A 19,687-nucleotide genomic window follows, 5' to 3' on the forward strand; every position below is an offset into this window, starting at 1 on the left:
TAGTCCAGCAAGAAACCAACTTCGGCATCGCAAACAGTGTTACGACGCCTGATGCAGAGATTTGGCATCGTGGATGCCATCACTCTTCCGCGAGTGAATTTTTACCTCGAGTTTTTCGCATCGATTCCCCTTTCAGTTGGATCTTGTATGCCTGATGAACAACTCGGTCCAGCACTGCATCAGCAATGGTTGGATCGGGAAAGAATCCATGCCATTTTTCCACCGGGTACTGACTGGTGATGAGCAAAGAGCCTGTCCGCATCCGTCTATCCGCAACATCCAAGATGATCTGCGCTGTGAACGGCGTCATCTCACCGATCCCAAAATCATCCAAGATCAGCAATGCAGGCTTATAGAGCGATGCCTTCAGCTTGGGCAGTGAGCCATCAAGTTGGGCTTCAACAATTTCTGTGTAAAGATCGCTTGTCCTGTGAAACGCTACTCCCATTTCAAGTCGACATGCTTGCTGCCCAAAGGCAGAAGCAAGCCATGTCTTGCCTACGCCAGTCGGGCCTATGATCATCAAGTTGAGATGACGGGTGATCCACGCACAGCTAGACAAGGCTGCAATCATCGTTTTATCCAGCCCACGAGCTGATTGAGTATTCAGGTCTTCAAGCGCTGCAGCTTCAGGAAATTTTGCTGTTTTAATCAGCTTAGTGACCTTTTTCGATTGACGCGATGCGACTTCTGCATCTAGCAGCATGCCGAGTCTGTCATCGAACATCAATTGGTGTAATTTTGGATTTTGCCCTTGAAGTTCATAGGCGCTCAGCATCGCTGACAACTTCAGATCCCGCAAATATCCGACATTTTGATTCTGGGTGCTCATATTTTAATCCTCAAAGTAGTCGCCACCGCGCAAGTTTTCATGCTCCTCGGGTGACGTTGTTGCTGGTGTGGTTGCTGGGCGCAAGTCCGTTTTATTCTTCAGAATTGACTCCATGTTGCGAAGCGTCTTAATGTTGACGGTCAAAGCATAGCCACAGGCATGCTCGAAGCGTTCTTCGCCGTATTTCCTGGCCAATTCACGTAAGCGTTGGGCCGTGCGAAGGCCATTGGTGAGATCGTTGCGATCCTCCAGATGGTGCACGATCATTCGCTTAGCATTGGCGCCAACTGAGTCTGCCCATTGCAGGAGATCAGCTGGCTCACCTTCGACGACACGCTGATGCGCCACCGGCCTGTGTTCATCCAGCGTCTGAATCAACCCCGCCTCGCCCTGGAACGAATGCAGTGCGACTCTTCGACCGTTGAAAAATACCTCCAGCGTCTTCGAGTCGTACCTCAGATCCACCCGATTTCCAATCAGATGAGACGGCACCGAGTAGTAGCTACCGCCGTGTTCGAGGTGGTAGTCCACATTCACTCGAACTTGGTATCTCCATTCACACAACTCGAACGCTTTCACCGGCAACGGTCTCAGTTTCATCTTTTCACGCTCTTCGAACCACTTACTGCGAGATCCGGGAAGCTTTTTGAAGGGATGTGCGTTCAGTTGATCGCACAGATTTCTCAGCTCTTTGTTGAGTTCGTCGATGTCGAAGAAGACGCGATCCCGCAGCTTAAAAAGCATGAATCTTTGTATGATTTTTACGCCGACCTCAACTTTGCCTTTGTCTTTGGGGCGCCGGCTACGGGCCGGACGCGGTGCGCTGTCGTAGTGAGTCAGGCATTCGCGGTAAGTCGGGTTAATGACGATCCGGTCACGCTCTCGACGTATCACTGCAGCCTTCAAATTGTCGCTGACGACCCATTTTGGAACACCTTCCATGTACTCAAAGCACTTCACATGGCATTCCACCCAACTCGCGATCGTTTGGTCGGGCACCGCGTACACGAAGGTGTAGTTTGAAAATCCCAGCACAGATACGAATATCTGAGCATGAATGACGTTCTGGGTATGAGGAATATTGACGGGCACGGTGCGCCCCGCAAAATCCACAAACAGCTTGTCCCCAGGGGTATGAACACGCCGCATCACGATGTTCAGCTGCTTTGTGAAACGTCGATAGCTGGTTGTAAATTGGCTATAACCGATCCCATCGGGACATGTTTCACGCCAAGTTTGCCAAAGGCCTTCCAATGTCGCATCTTCCCGCTGCATTTCTTCGTGGATCCAATCCCAATCTGGAACGGGCTTATTGACGGCGATGCTGCGGTTATGGGTTCCCAGGGTTGTTCGCCAACGATGATCGTCGAGAGTCTGAAGCGTCGCCCAGTCCTTCTCAGAGTTCACAAGTGCTTTTCGCAGGACGCCAACAGTAGAAGGTGAGATTCCAAGCTGATCGGCTATTGAACGGTCGGAACCAGAAATGTCATGAAAATGTAGACGTGCTACGTCTCTTTGTAGGTGAATCGCAAGCCGCATGGGCTCCTTTCACGCAGCGCACGAGTTTTGCGTTGCATTAGGATGAGTGTCCCCATTCGCCTCACTATTGACATGTGAGGCGTTGCGGCCGATACTCGCGCCATAGATCCCTCGATCTTCGGCTGCGGCCGACGAAAGAGCCCGAGTTTGCCGACTCGGGCTTTTTGCGTTTTGGGGGTGGATAAACGTAGCGTAGTTTCCTCTGTGGATAACCTCCTTAGTGTGCTCAAAAATGAGCCTATTGATTGATTAGGTTGGCGAATCCACCGTCCAGGGTGCTGAATCGGTGTTCACCGTGCCAAACCGAACTCCAAATCGCTGAAACGCTGCCGAGATGCAATTTGGTCATGAATCCTAATAAATCTCGGGGGTCGAAACTACTAGGTTAGATGGACACTTGAATGCCGTTTTATCTTGAGGACGCGAATCTTTCGCTTTTGACTGAGTTGGAAGCTTCCGTTTTGCGCGCGATCGCCGACGAGATTGGGGAGAACGTAGTTAACCCCTCAATGGCGCTAACTTTGATTCGACGCTTCTTGACGCCGTTGCTTGCAGCAGAGCAGCATGACTTGCTACGTGTTGTAGGCCAGCCTTCTTGGGACCGCATCCACACCCTATATCCTCAGTTGGCGTTTGCTAGTAATAAAGGCGCGGATCGGCAGCTACTTGCCGCGGCGACCCTGGTACACCTACTTTTTCTGCACACCACTCGCCCACCGAGAGACGTGCAATTCCCGCCTTTTGTCGAATTGTCATCTTTTAGGCGTGTTGCCGGGTACTTGAAGCTTCCCGTGGTCCCCCTCTCCGTGCAGGTAGGGGAGCATCAATTAGATCTCTATAAATTTTGCCAATACTGCTGGTTGCCGGCGAGAGCGCGAGATTTATGTGCGCTTCATTCGATAAAGCCCGGGAACCTCGGGCGTTTTGGGAAGCAATCCGCGTGCGGATATACCACTCAGAAGCAAGGGCAGCGTTTAAAGGAGTTGTTCAATGGGTGCACTCATGCATTCGTCTCGCAAGAGGAGCTTGATTTCCATGAGTCGGATTTTGCTTTGCCCTTCATGCTCCCCCCATCTGGGCTCGCGGCATGGCTCTTGGAGCGCCGGCCTTTTATAGGGGGCATGTTCGCGCAGCGCCACACCCCCGAGGCGAATCCCTTGGACACATTACTTTCAATCTTGTATGGGTCTCAGGGCGATTTGGTAGCGGAATCTATTGGCGGAGCGGTGCACCTTCTCACCCCCATAACTGCAAGGGCGGAAGGCTGGATGACGGCTTGGAACGTACGTCCAAGCCATGGTGGCAATCGCAGAAAATTGTCAGTCTGAAAACTTAATGGTTTCTGACAGTATTTTGTTGCAGAAGGTCTCAGCGTCGACGTTCTCTATCTTGCAGTACGCCATGGTCAAAAGAGTAACGGGATGAACACCTATTACTGAAGCAATTTCTTCAAGCTTGTCCAATGTAGGTGATTTTATGCCTCGTTCGAGTGTACTCAGATAAGTACGGCTCGAAACGTCCGAAAAATCCTCCTGGGTCAATTCCTGTTGTTTCCGAGTCTCTCGGAGCGCGGCAGCAAATCCTTCTCGCAACTTCATATAACAGTCTCCTAAAGAGACTGATGTACTCATTTTGAACACTTTAGAGCTACAATCTATAGTGTTCATTTATTCGTTTTCAGGAATACACCCATGAAGAAAGGCGAGATTCGGCCATTTTCCATCTACATCGGACATGGCGGTGTCATTAGAAAAGTGAAATCCATCAGCATGGCGGTGGATGGCAGTCTGTTTGTCCAATGGCGCCTGATTCGGTCCCGCGGACAGTCGGAAGAGCCAGCTGAATCCATACAACCTATCGATGAATTCGCAAGATGGGCGAAGGCATTGAAACAGACGCTATCTAAAGATTTAGAACATCACCTGAGCAAGTAATAGATGCGTGTCAACACGCTCTCATACGTCCTAAGAAAGTAACCAAGAAAAATGGATAAGACCCAATGCCCGCATTGTGAGAAGAATTGCGTCCCAAAATTGTGGCACTACCGGCCAGCCTTTGGCGCCCTCCGATACATGGCGACACAGCACCTATGCCCGTTTTGCGGGGGCGTCATGTATCAGTCTGGCGGACAACTGACGATCTTTGGCTGGTTGGTGGTTATCGTGGCCGGCACGATCTTCGGCATAGGCTTCATCGCCCAGCTGTTTAAAAGCCAGGACATCACGGAGGTGTTCATTGGCCTAGGCTCTTTGGCCTTCTGGGGATTTATCGCCTACCAGCTGTACAAGCGATTTTCGGGACGTAGACGGTAAAGAGTAAGGCCGCTGAGACTGGAAATTACCCCGACTGTGAACGGATTTAGTCAGCAGCCACTCCGTCGACGATCAAGGAACCAATGACTCAATACCCGAACATGATGAAAAACACGATGTATCGCGTACTCATGTGCGCTATCTGCTTGCTTACGGTCACCGCTTGCAAAAAAGATGGGAAACCATCCGACGATACGGCAAAGCTGACCTTGGATCAGTACTACGCAAAACGCGGCGATCTTTGCCTCTATGTCGGCAAGTTCCCAGTCGATATCAGTCCTCGGGACCTGAATCCTTCCATTATGGAGATCATGAACGACGGCCTACCAGCGCAACTAAGTGCCTTGGAAAATGCGGGCTTAGTGGGGCGTAGTTCGATGAACGTCAGCGCCGGCGGGAATTTTGGCGCCCAAATGTCAGTAGTACGCTTCACGGTCACGGATCTAGGGAACAAGTTCTTTGGTACGAAACCTCGTGAAGCTTACGCGATGGGTGGATGGATTGACGTGAATCGCCCTGAGTTCTGTTACGGTAAATTCGTCCTGGATAAGGTCGAATCAATCACAGAAATTGAGGGCAAAGACAGCAAGAGAACGGCCGAGGTCAAGTACGTCGTTCGTACTGATAACGTGGCCGGCTGGGCATCCAATAAGAAAATTCAGGATGCCTTTCCTGAAGTCAAAAGCGTACTGAAGAGCGCCACAGTTGAAGTTACTAAGACGCTTACTCCAGTCAATGGCGACTGGAAAGTCGAAAATTAATCCGTGGTCAGTTCATCAATTCAAGATCCGCTCTCATCCAAATACGTGTCACGTATATAGCGGGACCTGGGTCTGTGCCTGACATGGACGTTTATTAGCGTGGTCTTCCTATGAACATTCCATATGTCGCGCCAGAGGTGCGCACTACACTTCCTGTTTCAAGATGGGCTGTTAGTGAGTTGATTTTGCGTATGCAGAATCACGGAAGTGATGCTGACGTCTTAGGCGCGCTCGAAGCCCATTGCTTATATGGGATAAAAAAGCGTGGCGCGGATGCCGTCTCCGACTTCCCTGCATGGCAATTTATTTGGCCGGCGCCTTATTTGATCAAAAAAATCTTGCCACATCTTTCTGAAAAGCCAGGATCTGAGATACACATATTCTGGACCGTTCAACGCGATGAACTCAACGAACTGTCGCCGGCGGAGGTTCTCGCCGGCATGCCGTATGAAACGCGCGAGTTTATCGATGAATGTCAAAGAAAGTACATGGTGCAAACGAGCCAAGAGCGCGTAAAACGGCTACTTTCCGTGGTTAAGAACTTAGACGTCTATTTATAGAAAGGAGGCTGCATGAGGTACTTCCAGCTCGAAGATAGCTGCCGTCAATTCAATCGGGGTCACTATGGATATTGACTTGGATATCGCTTTTAAGAAGCTACGTCAGATGGAATTAGAGGGCGGAGACCTGGGCGCCACCTATTGGCATCAGGTCGCAATGTTGTTGCGAGATGCAGACCAACTTCGCACTCGAGCACTCGCTGCAGAGGAGCAGCTTAGGAAGGTCCGTAGTCGAAAAACTAAACGGATACTAAATTCACGCTTTGATCCCCCCGTCGGTTCTGAACGCTACTTACTTAAGCGATTTTCACCGTGAATGAACACCCGCGCTTGTCGCACACATTGAATAATCTCGCCTACCTACGGCAAAATCAAACAAATAGAGCGTCTCAGTGTTGGCAAGCGATCGTACTGACGACAAATCCCATTGGTTTGGGCTTAGTGAAATAGAAATTGCGCTGTCGTTTATTTGGGCACCTGTCCATCAATGTCGAAATCATAAGCTCCCGATTTTATTTTCTTCTGAGCTTTCTTAAAATACCCGTCTGGAACAGGAGGACTAGAGGCGCGCGCGTCATCCATTCGATCCATGAGAGCATGAAATTCCTCTTCCAGAGCATCGATAGAATCGTTAGCTTTGATTTTTGCGGCCTGCCGGAACCTATCTTGAAGGACTTTGAAACGGTGGGCACTATCGGCAATAGTTTTCAAACTAATGTCGAGTTCTAATGCCTTAAATATCGCCGGGAACAATCCGGCTAGCATGGCGCTAATGGCAATTACCCAGTCGTACGTAGGGTCCCGCACCAATATTCGAGCGCTAGCAACTGCCCCCGCAATGATCGGCACAACGATAAAAATAACCCGCCAAAAACGAACTCTCTTGAGCCACTCGTAAAGAGCCGTTGAAGTGTAAAGGCACGAATCTTCTTGCCTCTTGCATTCTTTGATGATTTCTTGCAAACGTGCATCCATCATGGATTCCTTGGAATGTTGGGTCCAAAAATCATCTGCCACATTTCACCCGCGTCATTCATCGCATTATCCCTCTCGAATCCGCACGCCAAATCGGCACGCCTGTATGCACTTTCCGCCTTACTTTTCCAATCATTTCCCAGCCAGAACAACTCACTCATGTTAGGAGCGACGAGGTAAGTGTTTGCCTTTTTAACCATCCATTCGAAGAAGTCCCTGCAAATCCAGTCGTAGTAGAAATGGTCTTGATGGCGCCAGGCGCATTGATCCAAGAACTCGATCGCAAGCAATTCCAGGTAAAACGACTTTATAGGCACCGAGCACCAATCTTGCCAAACTTTAAGCATTCGGATCAAAGGACGGACATTATTGGCATTGCGCTGATCGGCTGTATTAATTGCGACGGCTTCGTCCCCCGGTCTTGTCTTCTTATACGCGCCGCCATCCTTTGTATCGCAAACAAAATAAGCGTGTTCTTCTGTGAGCGCGAACGCCGGCACGATCTCAATGCTGAAGCTCTCAAATGCCGCCAGCACAACCGGACCGTCCCCCTTAATGGCGCTACCCGGGTACTTTGCAAGTAGTTTTCCCTTCACCTCCTGCAGTAATGCCGACTGTCTATAGCCTTGGTAGGTCTCAAAGCGGTGATAGACCGCAGCCGGCAGCAAAAAATACAGGTCGACGTCACGAGGTGGCCGAACTCGAGTTCCTTTTGCCCAAGAGCCGATAAGAAAGGCGTTTTCCGTTTCCGATCCGTGTCCATAATATGCCCAGTTCAGGCATGCGATGACGCCTCGACACTTCCTCTGCCCATCCGTGATCTGATGCGTTGTGAGCTCGATATTGCTCAGAAACTGAGTGAAGCGACGCGTAACATAGCGCCAGGAAAGCGAGGGTGGGAATGCCAAGGCATTTGGCGTGGTCGATGGAGATGCGCTAGAAAGCCCCCCAAGCAGTGTAGGAGATGCAAGCCTGGCCAGGCTATTAAGAGCTGGTGGATTAGGCTCAGGCCACGTTCCAAGCAGAGTCGAAGCAGGAAGAAAACTATTCCAAGGCGATTCAGACATGCGACCTCCATTTGAGAAGCACTGATTAAATATACAGTAAAACTACTGTTGTTGTCATCCAGTACACTTAAATGCGACATCTTGCCTCCAACGGATGCATATTTCGGAGGCTCGTGGACACTCAATTCGGTTTGATTTGGACGCTCAGACAGGATCGAACTGGACAGCGCGGCGACTACCTGAGCAGAGCGACGCGTCAGAAGTCCGTTATTGGCCGGAAGCGGACAAGTCTCACTTAGGACGAGCGCTTGGCCGTGGCAAGGAAGATGCCCAAGAAAATCATGGTTACACCTGAAATGCGGGCCATCATACGTGCCCGGGCCAGCCGAAGTTGCTCGGATAAGAGAATCCGCGCGGCGGCAAACACTGCTATGACATCGACCAGCGTGTTGAGCAGAACGCAGATGCCGCCCAGAAAGGCGACTTGTTCCGTCATAGAGATATTAGCCGAGACGAATTGAGGCAAAAATGCCAGGAAGAACAGTGCAGTCTTGATATTCAAAGCCTCGACAACGATTCCCTCTGCCAACGCGCGTTTCCAACCTTGCGCCACTGCGCGACTGGCATCCAAACGTTCGTTTTTTCGACGAAGTAGCTGAATGCCGAGGAAAACCAGATAAGCGGCGCCAATGAATTTAATGGCATTGAAAGCAATGGCGGACTTCGCGACGATAAGCGACAAACCGAGTGCCGCCGCCAACACGTGCAGCAATCCCCCCACAGCGGTGCCGATGCAGGATGCCAAACCTTCAACGCGGCCTCCTGACACAGTTTTCGCAACGACATACGCAATGCCCGGTCCCGGCGTGATGGCAAGAATAGACGCAGCAATAACAAAGGTAATTAAGGACATGGCATCAATCGTAGAGGAAGTCGTCAGATTTTACCGTTGAAGGCCGATTGTAGAGATAGACGGGCAATCCCTGATGTCTGCTCCTGGCCGATTGGTGACATTGCTTTATGGCATAACACTTGCTAAGTATGATAAATTTAAAAAATATCATACAGGGAGGGTAAGTGTTTTACGCAAAGAAGAAAATGGCCCTAGCCATTCTGGCCGCGAGCCAGGGATTTCATGCCGCCTACGCCGCCGAAGGCGATGGCCTCGCCCCAATTGAAGTCGTCGGCAATTACGACAATGCCATTGGTAGCTCGAATGCCGCAAGCCAAGGCACAGTCAACAGCTCATTGATTGCAACTCGTCCGATATTGAGAACCGGTGAAATCCTGGAATTCGTGCCAGGCATGATCGTTACTCAACACAGTGGCGACGGGAAAGCCAACCAGTATTTCCTGCGTGGTTTCAATCTGGACCACGGCACCGACTTTGCCACCTTTATTGATGGCATGCCGATTAACATGCGCACGCACGCTCATGGCCAAGGCTACACCGATCTGAACTTCATCATTCCAGAGCTGGTGGAACGTATCGATTACAAGAAAGGCCCGTATTTTTCCGATGAAGGCGATTTTGCCTCTGCAGGTGCCGCCCACATGAGGTTGGCCAACACGCTGCCAGAAGGTATTGCCTCCGTTTCGATAGGTGGACATGGCTATCAGCGTGCGCTGTTGGCGGATTCACTCTCCCTGGGAACTGGTAATCTGCTCTATGGCCTGGAAGTCACTCGCAATAATGGTCCTTGGGATGTGGCGGAAGGACTCCGCAAATACAGCGGTACGCTGCGCTATAGCGGTGGCACGCGGGCAGACGGTTATGAGGTCACGGCTATGGCCTATAGCAATCGCTGGAACTCGACCGACCAGATTCCTTCCCGTGCAGTGCAATCAGGACAGATTGGCCGTTACGGCTCGTTGGCCCCTACGGACGGCGGTGATACTTCGCGCTACAGCCTGTCCTATGCAATGCACAAGCGGGATGACAATGGGCTGTTCCAGCTCAACGCCTACTTGATCCAGTCGAAACTGGATCTCTATAGCGATTTCACTTATTTACTGAGCAATCCGACCGCCGGTGATCAGTTCCATCAGGCAGAGAAGCGCCGCATTGCCGGTTTTGAGGCCAGCCAGACCTTGTTCGGCAAGCTGGCAGGTGTGGACATGACCAACAAATTTGGCATGCAAGTTCGTTATGACTGGCTATCGCCGGTCGGTCTGTACAGCACCACCGCACGACAACAAACCAGCGTGGTCAGCGAAAGCAACGTGCGCGAAGGAAGTATTGGTCTGTTTGCCGAAAACACCATGCAATGGCTGGACAAATTCCGCACTATCGCCGGTATCCGTTACGACGCCTATCGGTTCAACGTTAATAGCAGCATCGCTAGTAATTCAGGCACCGCCAACGATCATATCGTCTCGCCTAAGCTTTCTCTGATCTTTGGCCCTTGGGCAAAGACGGAATACTTCATTAATTACGGCAGCGGCTTCCACAGTAACGATGCCCGTGGCACGACACAGACACGCTTACCCAACGGGGATCCGGCTTCGCCGGTCACGCCTTTGGTGCGAACCAAGGGATACGAAGTCGGCACCCGCACCGAAATTGTGCCGGGCCTGCAAAGTTCGCTGGCCCTCTGGCGATTGGATATCGATTCCGAACTGGTGTTTGTGGGTGATGCGGGAGAGACACAGCCTAGCCGTGCCAGTAAGCGCTATGGGGTCGAATGGAACAATCACTACGTCGCCAATTCCTGGTTGATGTTTGATATCGATCTGGCCGCCTCACGCGCTCGCTATACACAGGACGATCCTGTCGGCAACTACATTCCCGGTTCGATCAATAAAGTAGCTTCATTTGGCGTAACGCTGAACGATCTTGGCCGCTGGTCGGGGGCATTCCAACTGCGTTACTTCGGCCCGCGTCCGCTGATCGAAGATAACAGCGTGCGCTCCCAATCAACCACGCTGGCTTATGCTCGCGTGGGCTACAAGGTCGATACGAAGACGAAACTTAGCTTGGATATTTTCAACTTATTCAACCGTCAGGCCAGCGATATCGACTACTACTATCCGTCGCGGTTGGCAGGCGAACCGGCTGAAGGGATTAACGACATTCACTTCCATCCGGTTGAGCCCCGTACTTTCCGTCTCACGCTCACTCGCAACTTCTGATCTCGCTTTGACCAGGCCAGTGCTACATTGCTATCATCCTTGCAATACTACCTTGGAGAATGGCAATGCAGCGCTGGACAATTTCAGTTGACGACGACCTGGCGGAGGACTTTGACCGGTTCGTAGCCAGCAAGGGGTATTCCAATCGCTCTGAAGCTTTCCGCGATTTGGCGCGCAAGGAATTAGGTCAAACTGATGTTGAGGAAGGAACGGCCAAATGGTGCGTCGCGACGGTCAGCTACATATACGATCACCATGAACGCATGCTTGCGAATCGCCTAACTCAAATCCAGCACGATCATCATGATGTTGCGGCTGCCTCGCAGCATGTCCATCTCGATCATGACAATTGTTTGGAGACGGTCATTTTGAAAGGCCGTATTGATGAAGTCCGCGCTTGCGCCGATGCCATCATTTCGCAGACCGGAGTGCGGCATGGGAACGTCCACATCGTTCCAGTCGAGATGAAGAAGGAGAAATACGTACGGGTTGGGCACATACACTTACATCCTAAGTCCTAATGCCAGAGCTAGTAGTGGGGCTGCAGGTATCACCGTCGCCAAGGATTTCACTTGTGACTTAACAACGTTCAAAAGCGCTGCATATTGCGGGGCCTTTGAATGTTCAGACGTCCGCTTCTGGCCGATTGCGGAAGTAGGCTATGGTAAAGGTGTTCGACCTATCCCTCCCGGTCAATCGCCTCCTTGGCCTCCATGGTTGCATATTGAAGGGCATCCTGACGGTGCTTTATCGGTGCACGTCGAGGTGACTCCAAGCGACTACCTGCAATATCCGTGTGCCAGAGCCAGCCGTCACCCGTCAGCGGTTGCATCATTTGGATACTGACTTGCTTTCCCTTGTATTCGAATAGCTCGCCAGCCATGGTGCATCCCCCCGAGGTTAGTCTTTCTTGGCAACCAGGATGAAATCTTGAATCACTCCCACAGTTCGCTCCATAAATTCACGCGCGTCTTCCGAAGGGGAGAGATTTTCCTCAATGGAATCAAGCTGTCGCTGAAGGAGTATTTGAAAAAGGCGTGCTTGCTCAGGAGGCTGGACTGCGCAAAGCGAATAAAGCACAGCTTTCATACCTGTAATTTCCGCTCGCACTTTGTCAAATTCAGCATTTATCATCCGCTTCTCCCTTTGGATTTACCTTGAGGACAGTATAGCGGTTGAGTTAGATGGCGTCTCTTGGCGGATAGCAAATGTAATGTAGCTAGAAAAAACAAGCCTATTCACTTGGTCGACTGTCCGCGTTGCTGAACAATCGATGTCCATGTTGTTGAACTACGTGACCAAATTCACTGGAATATGCACCATGCGCAAACTGGGGCTGTCGACCGATGCCGACCTGATCAAGTACGCTTATGCGACGGGGATGCTCTGAGTAGTGGCGGCATTTGCAGCGTCGAGGCCTGTTCACTGAAAAGTGAGCAGGCTTTTTCATGTCGCCCGGGGCTTTTCATTCAGGCAATAAAGCGGGAAATGCTCTGTCGCGGGAATGCCAAAGTCGGATAGGCTGAGGGAACGGCCGGAGCCGTGACGAAGTAGCGCGCAAAAAACAAAAAAGGACCGTATCCGGTCCTTGACGATTTGCTGCTGGGGGAGTTGCTCAGTGCAGAGCACTGTTTGCACATTTGCAGTAATGGGGTGGCTGACGGGGCTCGAACCCGCGACAACAGGAATCACAATCCTGGACTCTACCAACTGAGCTACAGCCACCACTGCATGACCAAGACTTGTTTCTGTCTTAAGTCAGTGAAGCAAAAGATTATACAAAACTGTGAGGCTTATGGCAAATAAAATAGTCATTCAATTTTTGCAAGCCGGCGATGCGGGTGTTTCTCAGGTGATCTGGACGATATCGGGGCGTATTTTCAAGAGACTGGCAAAGATCGTCTCGAGCGTGGAGGCGCTTGCCGTCGTATAAGCCCTCAGGGCCTCCGGCGGGGTGTTGTTGTTGCACAGTGCGCGTTCCTCCAGCAAACGCTGCAGCTGGCGCGTGACCGCTTCGCCGGTGTCGATGATGACAGGCGATGCCAAACCGGCGTGACGGGCGGCGGATTCGATCAGTGCGCCGACAAAAGGATAGTGCGTGCAACCGAGCACCAGGGTGTCGGCGCCTTGTGCAATGAGCGGCGCCACATATTGATCGACCAGTCTGGCGGTGACGGCGGAAGACAGTTCGCCCTTTTCGATCTGATCGACGAGGCCGACGCAGGCTTGCGACAGGAAGCGCACCTCGCTCGTCGCGGCGATCTGCTCGCGCAGCTGGATAAAACGCTTGCTGGCCAGGGTGCTGCGGGTGGCGAGAACGCCGACAATCCTGCTTTTGCTTTGTGCCGCAGCCGGCTTGAGGCCGGGCTCGATGCCGACCACGATCAGTTGCGGCCAGCGCCGGCGGATGGCCTGGATGGCGGCGGCGGTGGCGGTATTGCAGGCGACCACCAGCGCTTTGATGCCTGCCTCCACCAGGAAGCCGGCAACCGCCAGCGAGCGTTCGACGATCTGCTGTTCTTCCTTGTCGCCGTAGGGCGCATAGCCGGAGTCGGCGAAATACAGCAGCTTTTCTCGCGGCAGCGCCACGCGGACATGACGCAGCACCGACAAACCGCCGATGCCGGAATCGAAAATGCCGATGGGCGCATCGGCGGCCATCGGCATCGGTATTGCCTGCGATTGTGACGGTAAAGCTGCGCCGGTCATCAGCAAACGGTCTCCGGTTGCAGCTTTGCCTGTGTCGCTTGTTGCAGCGTCATCATGCCGTCGTGACAGGAATCTTGCTCAGCGCAGTGTTGGTGGCGATCTTTTCCTTCCACTCGGCAGGACCGGTGTTGTGCACCGAGATGCCGTTGGCGTCGACCGCCACGGTAACCGGCATGTCCTTGACGTCGAACTCGTAGATCGCTTCCATGCCCAGATCGGCAAAACCCAGCACCTTGGCCGACTTGATCGCCTTGGACACCAGATACGCCGAACCGCCGACCGCCATCAGGTAAGCCGACTTGTGCTTCTTGATCGCCTCGATGGCGGCTGGGCCGCGTTCCGACTTGCCGATCATGGAGATCAGGCCGGTTTGCTCCAGCATCATGTCGGTGAATTTGTCCATGCGCGTGGCAGTCGTCGGGCCGGCAGGGCCAACCACTTCGTCGCGCACCGGATCGACCGGGCCGACGTAGTAGATCACGCGGTTGGTGAAGTCGACCGGCAGCTTCTCGCCCTTGGCCAGCATCTCCTGGATACGCTTGTGCGCGGCATCGCGGCCGGTCAGCATCTTGCCGTTCAGCAGCAGGGTCTGGCCCGGCTTCCACGAAGCGACTTCTTCCTTGGTCAGCGTGTCGAGGTTGACGCTCTTGGATTTCTCGGTGTCCGGCACCCAGTGCACTTCAGGCCATTCGGACAGCGACGGCGGCTCCATGTAGGCCGGGCCGGAACCGTCCAGCACGAAGTGGCCGTGGCGGGTTGCCGCGCAGTTGGGGATCATCGCGACCGGCTTGGAAGCCGCATGCGTCGGATGCATCATGATCTTGACGTCGAGCACGGTGGTCAGGCCGCCCAGGCCTTGCGCGCCGATACCGAGCGCATTGACCTTGTCGCACAGTTCGATGCGCAGCTCTTCGGTCTTGTTTTGGGGACCGCGCTGCTTCAGTTCGTACATGTCGATGTCGTCCATCAGCACTTCCTTGGCCATCAGCATGGCCTTCTCGGCAGTGCCGCCGATGCCGATGCCCAGCATGCCCGGAGGACACCAGCCGGCGCCCATGGTCGGCACGGTCTTCAGGACCCAGTCCACCAGCGAGTCGGAAGGATTGAGCATGACGAACTTGGTCTTGTTCTCGGAACCGCCGCCCTTGGCCGCGATACGCACGTCGACGGTGTTGCCCGGCACCAGTTCCATGTGGATCACGGCGGGGGTGTTGTCCTTGGTGTTCTTGCGTTCGAATTGCGGGTCGGCCACGATCGACGCGCGCAGCACGTTGTCGGGATGGCTGTAGCCCTGACGCACGCCCTGGTTGACGGCGTCGGCGATGGAGCCGCTGCCGAAACCTTCAAAGCGCACGCCCATGCCGATCTTCAGGAACACGTTGACGATGCCGGTATCCTGGCAGATCGGACGCTTGCCTTCGGCGCACATGCGCGAATTGGTCAGGATCTGGGCGATGGAATCCTTCGCGGCCGGGCTTTGCTCCAGCTCATAGGCGCGCGCCAGATGCTGGATGTAGTCCACCGGATGGTAATAGCTGATGTATTGCAGCGCGGCGGCTACGGATTCGATGAGATCGTCTTGCTTGATGATGGTCATGGCTGGTTCTCTCGGGTTAATTAAAAGGGCTGTCAATGCGGTCCGGGCGGCTCGGACGGCTCCTGCGGATGGCTCATGAGGCGGTCGCAGTAAGCGATCGCCATGGCGGACAACAGAAAGGTGATATGGATGCCGGTCTGCGCCAGCAAGGTCTTGACGTCGTACAGGTTGGCGTTGATGAAGGTCTTGAGCAGATGGATGGACGAGATGCCGATGATCGCCGTGGCGAGCTTCACCTTCAGCACGGAAGCGTTCACGTGCGACAGCCACTCGGGCTGGTCGGGATGGCTTTCCAGGTTCATGCGCGAGACGAAGGTCTCGTAGCCGCCGACGATCACCATGATCAGCAGATTGGAAATCATCACCACGTCGATCAGCGCCAGCACCACCAGCATGATGGTTTGCTCGTTGAGTTTTTCCGGGCGCAGCGCGCCGTCGATGGCGACGGCGTCGAGGATGTGTTCCAACGATGCGGCATTGCCCATGGCCGCGCCGATCAGATCGCTCAGCTCGACCCAGAAGTGATAGACATAGACGCACTGCGCCAGGATCAGGCCAAGATACAAAGGCAACTGCAGCCACCTGCTCATGAAAATCAGATTGGGCAGGATGCCGATCTTTTGCTTGCCGGAAGAAGCGGGGCGGGTGTCTTTCATTGGCGCGAATCTTAAAAGTCGTAGAGTTGAAACCGGAGGTGTCTGCGCAGCGCGGGAGCGGCGACGCTTTGTCCAATCGTTGCCGATATGCCGACGATACTCGCTCGGTATCTAGTCTGGCGCGCCGTCGCAAGCTGCGGACGAATTCAGGCCGCTATTTTACACTCCCTTGCCGCTCTCTTGGCGGCAGAGCGCGATTCCATCCCGATCGCTGCCTATCCGCCCGGCAAATGCGATAATGCAGGCGGGCAATATCGCAAGACGGATGCTTTGCAAACTTCACTTCATCGCTGCGGTCTGACCTTCGGATAATCGTGCGCGCCGCTGTGAACGACGCGCAGACGCCGCTTCCGGCCGGTCATCAATTCAGAAGGTGTAAGGACTGAGTAAGTGAAAACGCCTATGTTTTGCGAAAAGCAAAGTTGCTCGTTTTGCGGAACGCAAAAACAAATCGGTTTTTAAGAAGCATGAAAACCGGAGTTTGCGGAACGCGAAAAACGAACCGCTTTTGCAAAAAGCAAAAATCATCAATCGCAGGAGACTAATCGTGGCAGATATTCAAACCTTCAAGCAGGAAAACCGTGTATTCGCTCCACCGGCAGAATTCGTAAAAAATGCCACCGTATCCGGCATGGATGCCTACAACGCCTTGTGCGCCGAAGCCGAGCGCGACTACGAAGGCTTCTGGGCCCGCCTCGCGCGTGAAAACCTGCAATGGAAAAAGCCCTTCACCAAGACCCTGAACGAGTCCAACGCACCGTTCTACAAATGGTTTGAAGACGGCCAGATCAACGTTTCGTACAACTGCCTCGACGTCAATCTTGAAAACGGCAATGCCGACAAGACCGCCGTCATCTTCGAATCCGACGACGCCAAAGTCACCCGCGTCACCTATCGCGAACTGCACAAGAAGGTCTGCCATTTCGCCAACGGCCTCAAGTCGCTGGGCGTGAAGAAGGGCGATCGCGTCGTCATCTACATGCCGATGTCGGTCGAGGGCGTCGCCGCCATGCAAGCCTGCGCCCGCATCGGCGCCACGCACTCGGTGGTGTTCGGCGGCTTCTCCGCCAAGTCGCTGCAGGAACGCGTGATCGATGCCGGCGCAGTCGCCGTCATCACCGCCGACTATCAGGTGCGCGGCGGCAAGCAGCTGCCGTTGAAATCCATCGTCGATGAAGCGATCGCCATGGGCGGTTGCGATACTCTCAAAAACGTCATCGTCTACAAGCGCGCCGGCGCCGACATCAACTGGGTCGCAGGTCGCGACCTCTGGCTGCATGACGTCGTCGCCCATCAGTCCGACGTCTGCGAACCGGAATGGGTCGACGCCGAACATCCGCTCTTCATCCTCTACACCTCCGGCTCCACCGGCAAACCGAAGGGCGTGCAGCACGCCTCCGGCGGCTACCTGCTGTGGGCCGTGCTGACGATGAAGTGGACCTTCGACATCAAGCCCGACGACATCTACTGGTGCACCGCCGACATCGGCTGGATCACCGGCCACACCTATATCGCCTACGGTCCGCTGGCTGTCGGCGCCACGCAGATTGTGTTCGAAGGCGTGCCGACCTATCCGAACGCCGGCCGTTTCTGGGACATGGTCCAACGCCACAAGGCCACCATTTTCTACACCGCGCCGACCGCGATCCGCTCGCTGATCAAAGCCGCCGACGCCGACGAAAAAATCCATCCGAAGCAATACGACCTGTCGTCATTGCGATTGCTGGGTTCGGTCGGCGAGCCGATCAATCCGGAAGCCTGGATGTGGTACTACAAGAACATCGGCCAGGAAAAATGTCCGATCGTCGACACCTTCTGGCAAACCGAAACCGGCGGCCACATGATTTCGCCGCTGCCGGGCGCCACGCTGCAAGTGCCGGGTTCCTGCACGTTGCCGCTGCCGGGCATCACCGCCGCCATCGTCGACGAAACCGGCAACGATCTGCCCAACGGTACCGGCGGCATCCTGGTCGTCAAGCGTCCGTGGCCATCCATGATCCGCACCATCTGGAACGATCCCGAGCGTTTCAAGAAGAGCTATTTCCCTGAAGAATTCGGCGGCAAGGTCTATCTCGCCGGCGACGGCGCAATCCGCAACAAGGAAACCGGCAACTTCACCATCACCGGCCGCATCGACGACGTGCTCAACGTCTCCGGTCACCGCATGGGCACGATGGAAATCGAATCCGCGCTGGTCGCCAATCCCATCGTGGCCGAAGCCGCCGTGGTCGGCAAACCGGATGAAACCACGGGCGAATCGATCTGCGCCTTCGTGGTCCTGAAGCGTCCGCGTCCGACCGGCGACGAAGCCAAGGCCATCGCCAAAGAGCTGCGCGACTGGGTCGCCAAGGAAATCGGCCCCATCGCCAAACCGAAGGAAATCCGCTTCGGCGATAACCTCCCCAAGACCCGCTCCGGCAAGATCATGCGCCGCCTACTGCGCGTGCTGGCCAAGGGCGAAGACATCACGCAGGATATTTCCACACTGGAAAATCCGGCCATCTTGGATCAGTTGAAAGAAGCGCAATAAGGTTTGGCCGATTGCCGGGAAGACCGGGCGGGTAGAGCAGCAAGCCCGCCAAAGCCCGGCGATTGATGGCAATCAGGCAAGCAGCAATGAAGCAACAGTGGAGCAACAGCGGCGGCGCAGTAATGCGCCGCCATTATTTTTTAGGGAGTGAGAGGAGAAAACCATCTCATTTTCTGAAAAATGTTGCTATAATCGGCGGCTTCGCTAAAAACGAAGCCAAATTCCGGAGAGATGGATGAGTGGTTGAAGTCGCACGCCTGGAAAGCGTGTATAGGTTAATAGCCTATCGGGGGTTCGAATCCCCCTCTCTCCGCCAGAATACAAATGCCCGCACCAGCGGGCATTTTCTTTATGGAGAGAAGAAAGCCGCCTGCGCGGCTTTCGCGGGGGATTCGAAGGGAATCGCTTGCAAGCGATTCCGCGGCCTGCGCCTGTGTAGGCGGAATCCCCCTCCGCCAAGTTGCAGCTAACCCCTTGAAATGCCAGAATGTCAGGCTACATCAAGGGGTTTTGTTTTTTGTATAGTACATGAGCGGGTACAAAAGCAGCTACAAGCAGCGGATACTGGGGGGTAGCCACACACGACCCTATGCCACAATACATGTTCAAAAGTCCTCGCGGGATAGGCTATATATTCCGGCGAGCTGTCCCTGCCGATATTCAGCAAATCATCGGAAAACGAGAATTCAAGCATTCGCTCGGTGGAGATTTCCGCAGAGCAAGTACGCGCTGTCGAGAGTTGGCTGTGGATACTGGATAGAGGAGGCTCGACGCCTTACCTTGTCGCAGTGGCAGATTCGGCGCATGCCCCTAACAATGAAGAAAGAAGGGCTGCGTTGCGAAACGCTGCGAGCACTAAAGCTCGTATCGCTGTTTACGGGGGTCGAGAAGTAATTCGTGCGTTAGTCGACTTTGAAAATTCAGGTGCGCGTATCGTTGATACCGAAGGAAAAGAATTCTTTCTCGTACTTATAAGTGCGATGCGAAATAATGCTGAGGTTTCAAAGACCGATATTGAAATACTTTTGTTAGGCAGTAACGCTTGATTTGACATTGTGTTCATCTCTTAGTGAGGGC

The 19,687-nt window shown here is 53.7% G+C and carries 20 protein-coding genes and 2 tRNA genes; 11 read left to right on the forward strand and 11 right to left on the reverse strand.

The genetic code is table 11. The annotated features are described in order from the left end of the window. Positions 1-79: 79 nt before the first annotated feature. Both istB and istA read right to left on the reverse strand, forming a co-directional pair. On the reverse strand, positions 80-832 hold the full coding sequence (gene istB, locus AKL25_RS02025; protein WP_050475955.1) for an IS21-like element helper ATPase IstB: 753 nt from the start codon (positions 830-832) through the stop codon (positions 80-82). A 3-nt stretch (positions 833-835) separates the two neighbouring features. Continuing rightward, the gene (istA, locus tag AKL25_RS02030) at positions 836-2,371 is read right to left on the reverse strand and encodes an IS21 family transposase (protein WP_050475956.1); all 1,536 of its coding nucleotides are present in this window, start codon (positions 2,369-2,371) and stop codon (positions 836-838) included. 401 nt (positions 2,372-2,772) lie between these two features. Here istA and AKL25_RS02035 point away from each other — a divergent pair, with 401 nt between their 5' ends. Further along, positions 2,773-3,699 carry a hypothetical protein gene (locus AKL25_RS02035; protein ID WP_050475957.1) on the forward strand — a complete coding sequence of 309 codons (927 nt, stop codon included), beginning with the start codon at positions 2,773-2,775 and terminating at the stop codon, positions 3,697-3,699. Here the strand turns inward: AKL25_RS02035 and AKL25_RS02040 are convergent. Next, positions 3,691-3,969 (reverse strand): helix-turn-helix domain-containing protein, encoded by a 279-nt coding sequence (locus AKL25_RS02040; protein WP_050475958.1) that lies wholly within the window; start codon positions 3,967-3,969, stop codon positions 3,691-3,693. The two genes, AKL25_RS02035 and AKL25_RS02040, sit on opposite strands and share 9 nt — an antisense overlap. Before the next feature lie 93 nt (positions 3,970-4,062). Here AKL25_RS02040 and AKL25_RS02045 point away from each other — a divergent pair, with 93 nt between their 5' ends. The 4 genes from AKL25_RS02045 to AKL25_RS02060 all read left to right on the forward strand — a co-directional run bounded on the left by AKL25_RS02045 (position 4,063) and on the right by AKL25_RS02060 (position 6,004). Continuing rightward, entirely contained in the window at positions 4,063-4,305 is a 243-nt protein-coding gene (locus AKL25_RS02045; RefSeq protein ID WP_050475959.1) for a hypothetical protein, read from the forward strand. 177 nt (positions 4,306-4,482) lie between these two features. Beyond that, positions 4,483-4,683 (forward strand): hypothetical protein, encoded by a 201-nt coding sequence (locus AKL25_RS02050; protein WP_050475960.1) that lies wholly within the window; start codon positions 4,483-4,485, stop codon positions 4,681-4,683. An 83-nt stretch (positions 4,684-4,766) separates the two neighbouring features. Then, positions 4,767-5,444: a hypothetical protein gene (locus AKL25_RS02055; RefSeq protein WP_050475961.1), complete on the forward strand. Its 678-nt coding sequence runs from the start codon at positions 4,767-4,769 to the stop codon at positions 5,442-5,444. Between the two features lie 110 nt (positions 5,445-5,554). Then, positions 5,555-6,004, forward strand: coding sequence for a hypothetical protein (locus AKL25_RS02060; RefSeq protein WP_157050426.1), 450 nt, complete (start codon positions 5,555-5,557; stop codon positions 6,002-6,004). A gap of 465 nt (positions 6,005-6,469) precedes the next feature. Here AKL25_RS02060 and AKL25_RS02065 read toward each other — a convergent pair whose 3' ends face one another. From AKL25_RS02065 to AKL25_RS02075, 3 genes are all read right to left on the reverse strand, one after another. Continuing rightward, entirely contained in the window at positions 6,470-6,982 is a 513-nt protein-coding gene (locus AKL25_RS02065; protein ID WP_157050428.1) for an SLATT domain-containing protein, read from the reverse strand. Beyond that, positions 6,979-8,046, reverse strand: coding sequence for an SMODS domain-containing nucleotidyltransferase (locus AKL25_RS02070; protein ID WP_157050430.1), 1,068 nt, complete (start codon positions 8,044-8,046; stop codon positions 6,979-6,981). Before AKL25_RS02070 ends, AKL25_RS02065 begins: the two co-directional genes overlap by 4 nt. A gap of 235 nt (positions 8,047-8,281) precedes the next feature. Further along, positions 8,282-8,899 carry a LysE family translocator gene (locus AKL25_RS02075; protein WP_050475965.1) on the reverse strand — a complete coding sequence of 206 codons (618 nt, stop codon included), beginning with the start codon at positions 8,897-8,899 and terminating at the stop codon, positions 8,282-8,284. A gap of 164 nt (positions 8,900-9,063) precedes the next feature. Between AKL25_RS02075 and AKL25_RS02080 the strand changes: the two genes are divergently transcribed. Beyond that, positions 9,064-11,118: a TonB-dependent receptor gene (locus AKL25_RS02080; protein ID WP_338034461.1), complete on the forward strand. Its 2,055-nt coding sequence runs from the start codon at positions 9,064-9,066 to the stop codon at positions 11,116-11,118. Between the two features lie 65 nt (positions 11,119-11,183). Further along, positions 11,184-11,639, forward strand: a complete 456-nt coding sequence (gene nikR, locus AKL25_RS02085) for a nickel-responsive transcriptional regulator NikR (protein ID WP_050475967.1) — start codon at positions 11,184-11,186, stop codon at positions 11,637-11,639. 379 nt (positions 11,640-12,018) lie between these two features. Here the strand turns inward: nikR and AKL25_RS02095 are convergent, their stop codons facing one another. The 5 genes from AKL25_RS02095 to AKL25_RS02115 all read right to left on the reverse strand — a co-directional run bounded on the left by AKL25_RS02095 (position 12,019) and on the right by AKL25_RS02115 (position 16,080). Continuing rightward, complete coding sequence (locus AKL25_RS02095; protein ID WP_050475969.1) at positions 12,019-12,252, reverse strand: hypothetical protein; 234 nt, start codon at positions 12,250-12,252, stop codon at positions 12,019-12,021. Between the two features lie 515 nt (positions 12,253-12,767). Then, positions 12,768-12,843: transfer RNA gene (locus AKL25_RS02100), tRNA-His, on the reverse strand. Between the two features lie 123 nt (positions 12,844-12,966). Then, on the reverse strand, positions 12,967-13,785 hold the full coding sequence (gene murI, locus AKL25_RS02105; protein ID WP_205627198.1) for a glutamate racemase: 819 nt from the start codon (positions 13,783-13,785) through the stop codon (positions 12,967-12,969). A gap of 94 nt (positions 13,786-13,879) precedes the next feature. Then, positions 13,880-15,424, reverse strand: a complete 1,545-nt coding sequence (locus AKL25_RS02110) for a fumarate hydratase (RefSeq protein WP_050475970.1) — start codon at positions 15,422-15,424, stop codon at positions 13,880-13,882. A gap of 32 nt (positions 15,425-15,456) precedes the next feature. Beyond that, the gene (locus AKL25_RS02115; protein ID WP_050475971.1) at positions 15,457-16,080 is read right to left on the reverse strand and encodes a YqhA family protein; all 624 of its coding nucleotides are present in this window, start codon (positions 16,078-16,080) and stop codon (positions 15,457-15,459) included. Between the two features lie 547 nt (positions 16,081-16,627). On the opposite strand from AKL25_RS02115, the gene acs reads away from it, so the two are divergent. From acs to AKL25_RS24045, 4 genes are all read left to right on the forward strand, one after another. After that, complete coding sequence (gene acs / locus AKL25_RS02120; RefSeq protein WP_050475972.1) at positions 16,628-18,610, forward strand: acetate--CoA ligase; 1,983 nt, start codon at positions 16,628-16,630, stop codon at positions 18,608-18,610. 225 nt (positions 18,611-18,835) lie between these two features. Then, a tRNA-Ser gene (locus AKL25_RS02125) sits at positions 18,836-18,926 on the forward strand. A 285-nt stretch (positions 18,927-19,211) separates the two neighbouring features. Continuing rightward, entirely contained in the window at positions 19,212-19,370 is a 159-nt protein-coding gene (locus AKL25_RS24800) for a DUF6538 domain-containing protein (protein WP_420840695.1), read from the forward strand. Further along, entirely contained in the window at positions 19,312-19,656 is a 345-nt protein-coding gene (locus AKL25_RS24045) for a hypothetical protein (RefSeq protein WP_157050432.1), read from the forward strand. The genes AKL25_RS24800 and AKL25_RS24045 overlap by 59 nt, the downstream gene beginning before the upstream one ends. The last annotated feature ends 31 nt before the right edge of the window (positions 19,657-19,687 follow it).

The organism is Herbaspirillum rhizosphaerae, from assembly GCF_001189965.1.
GTDB classification, from domain to species: Bacteria; Pseudomonadota; Gammaproteobacteria; order Burkholderiales; family Burkholderiaceae_D; genus Herbaspirillum; species Herbaspirillum rhizosphaerae.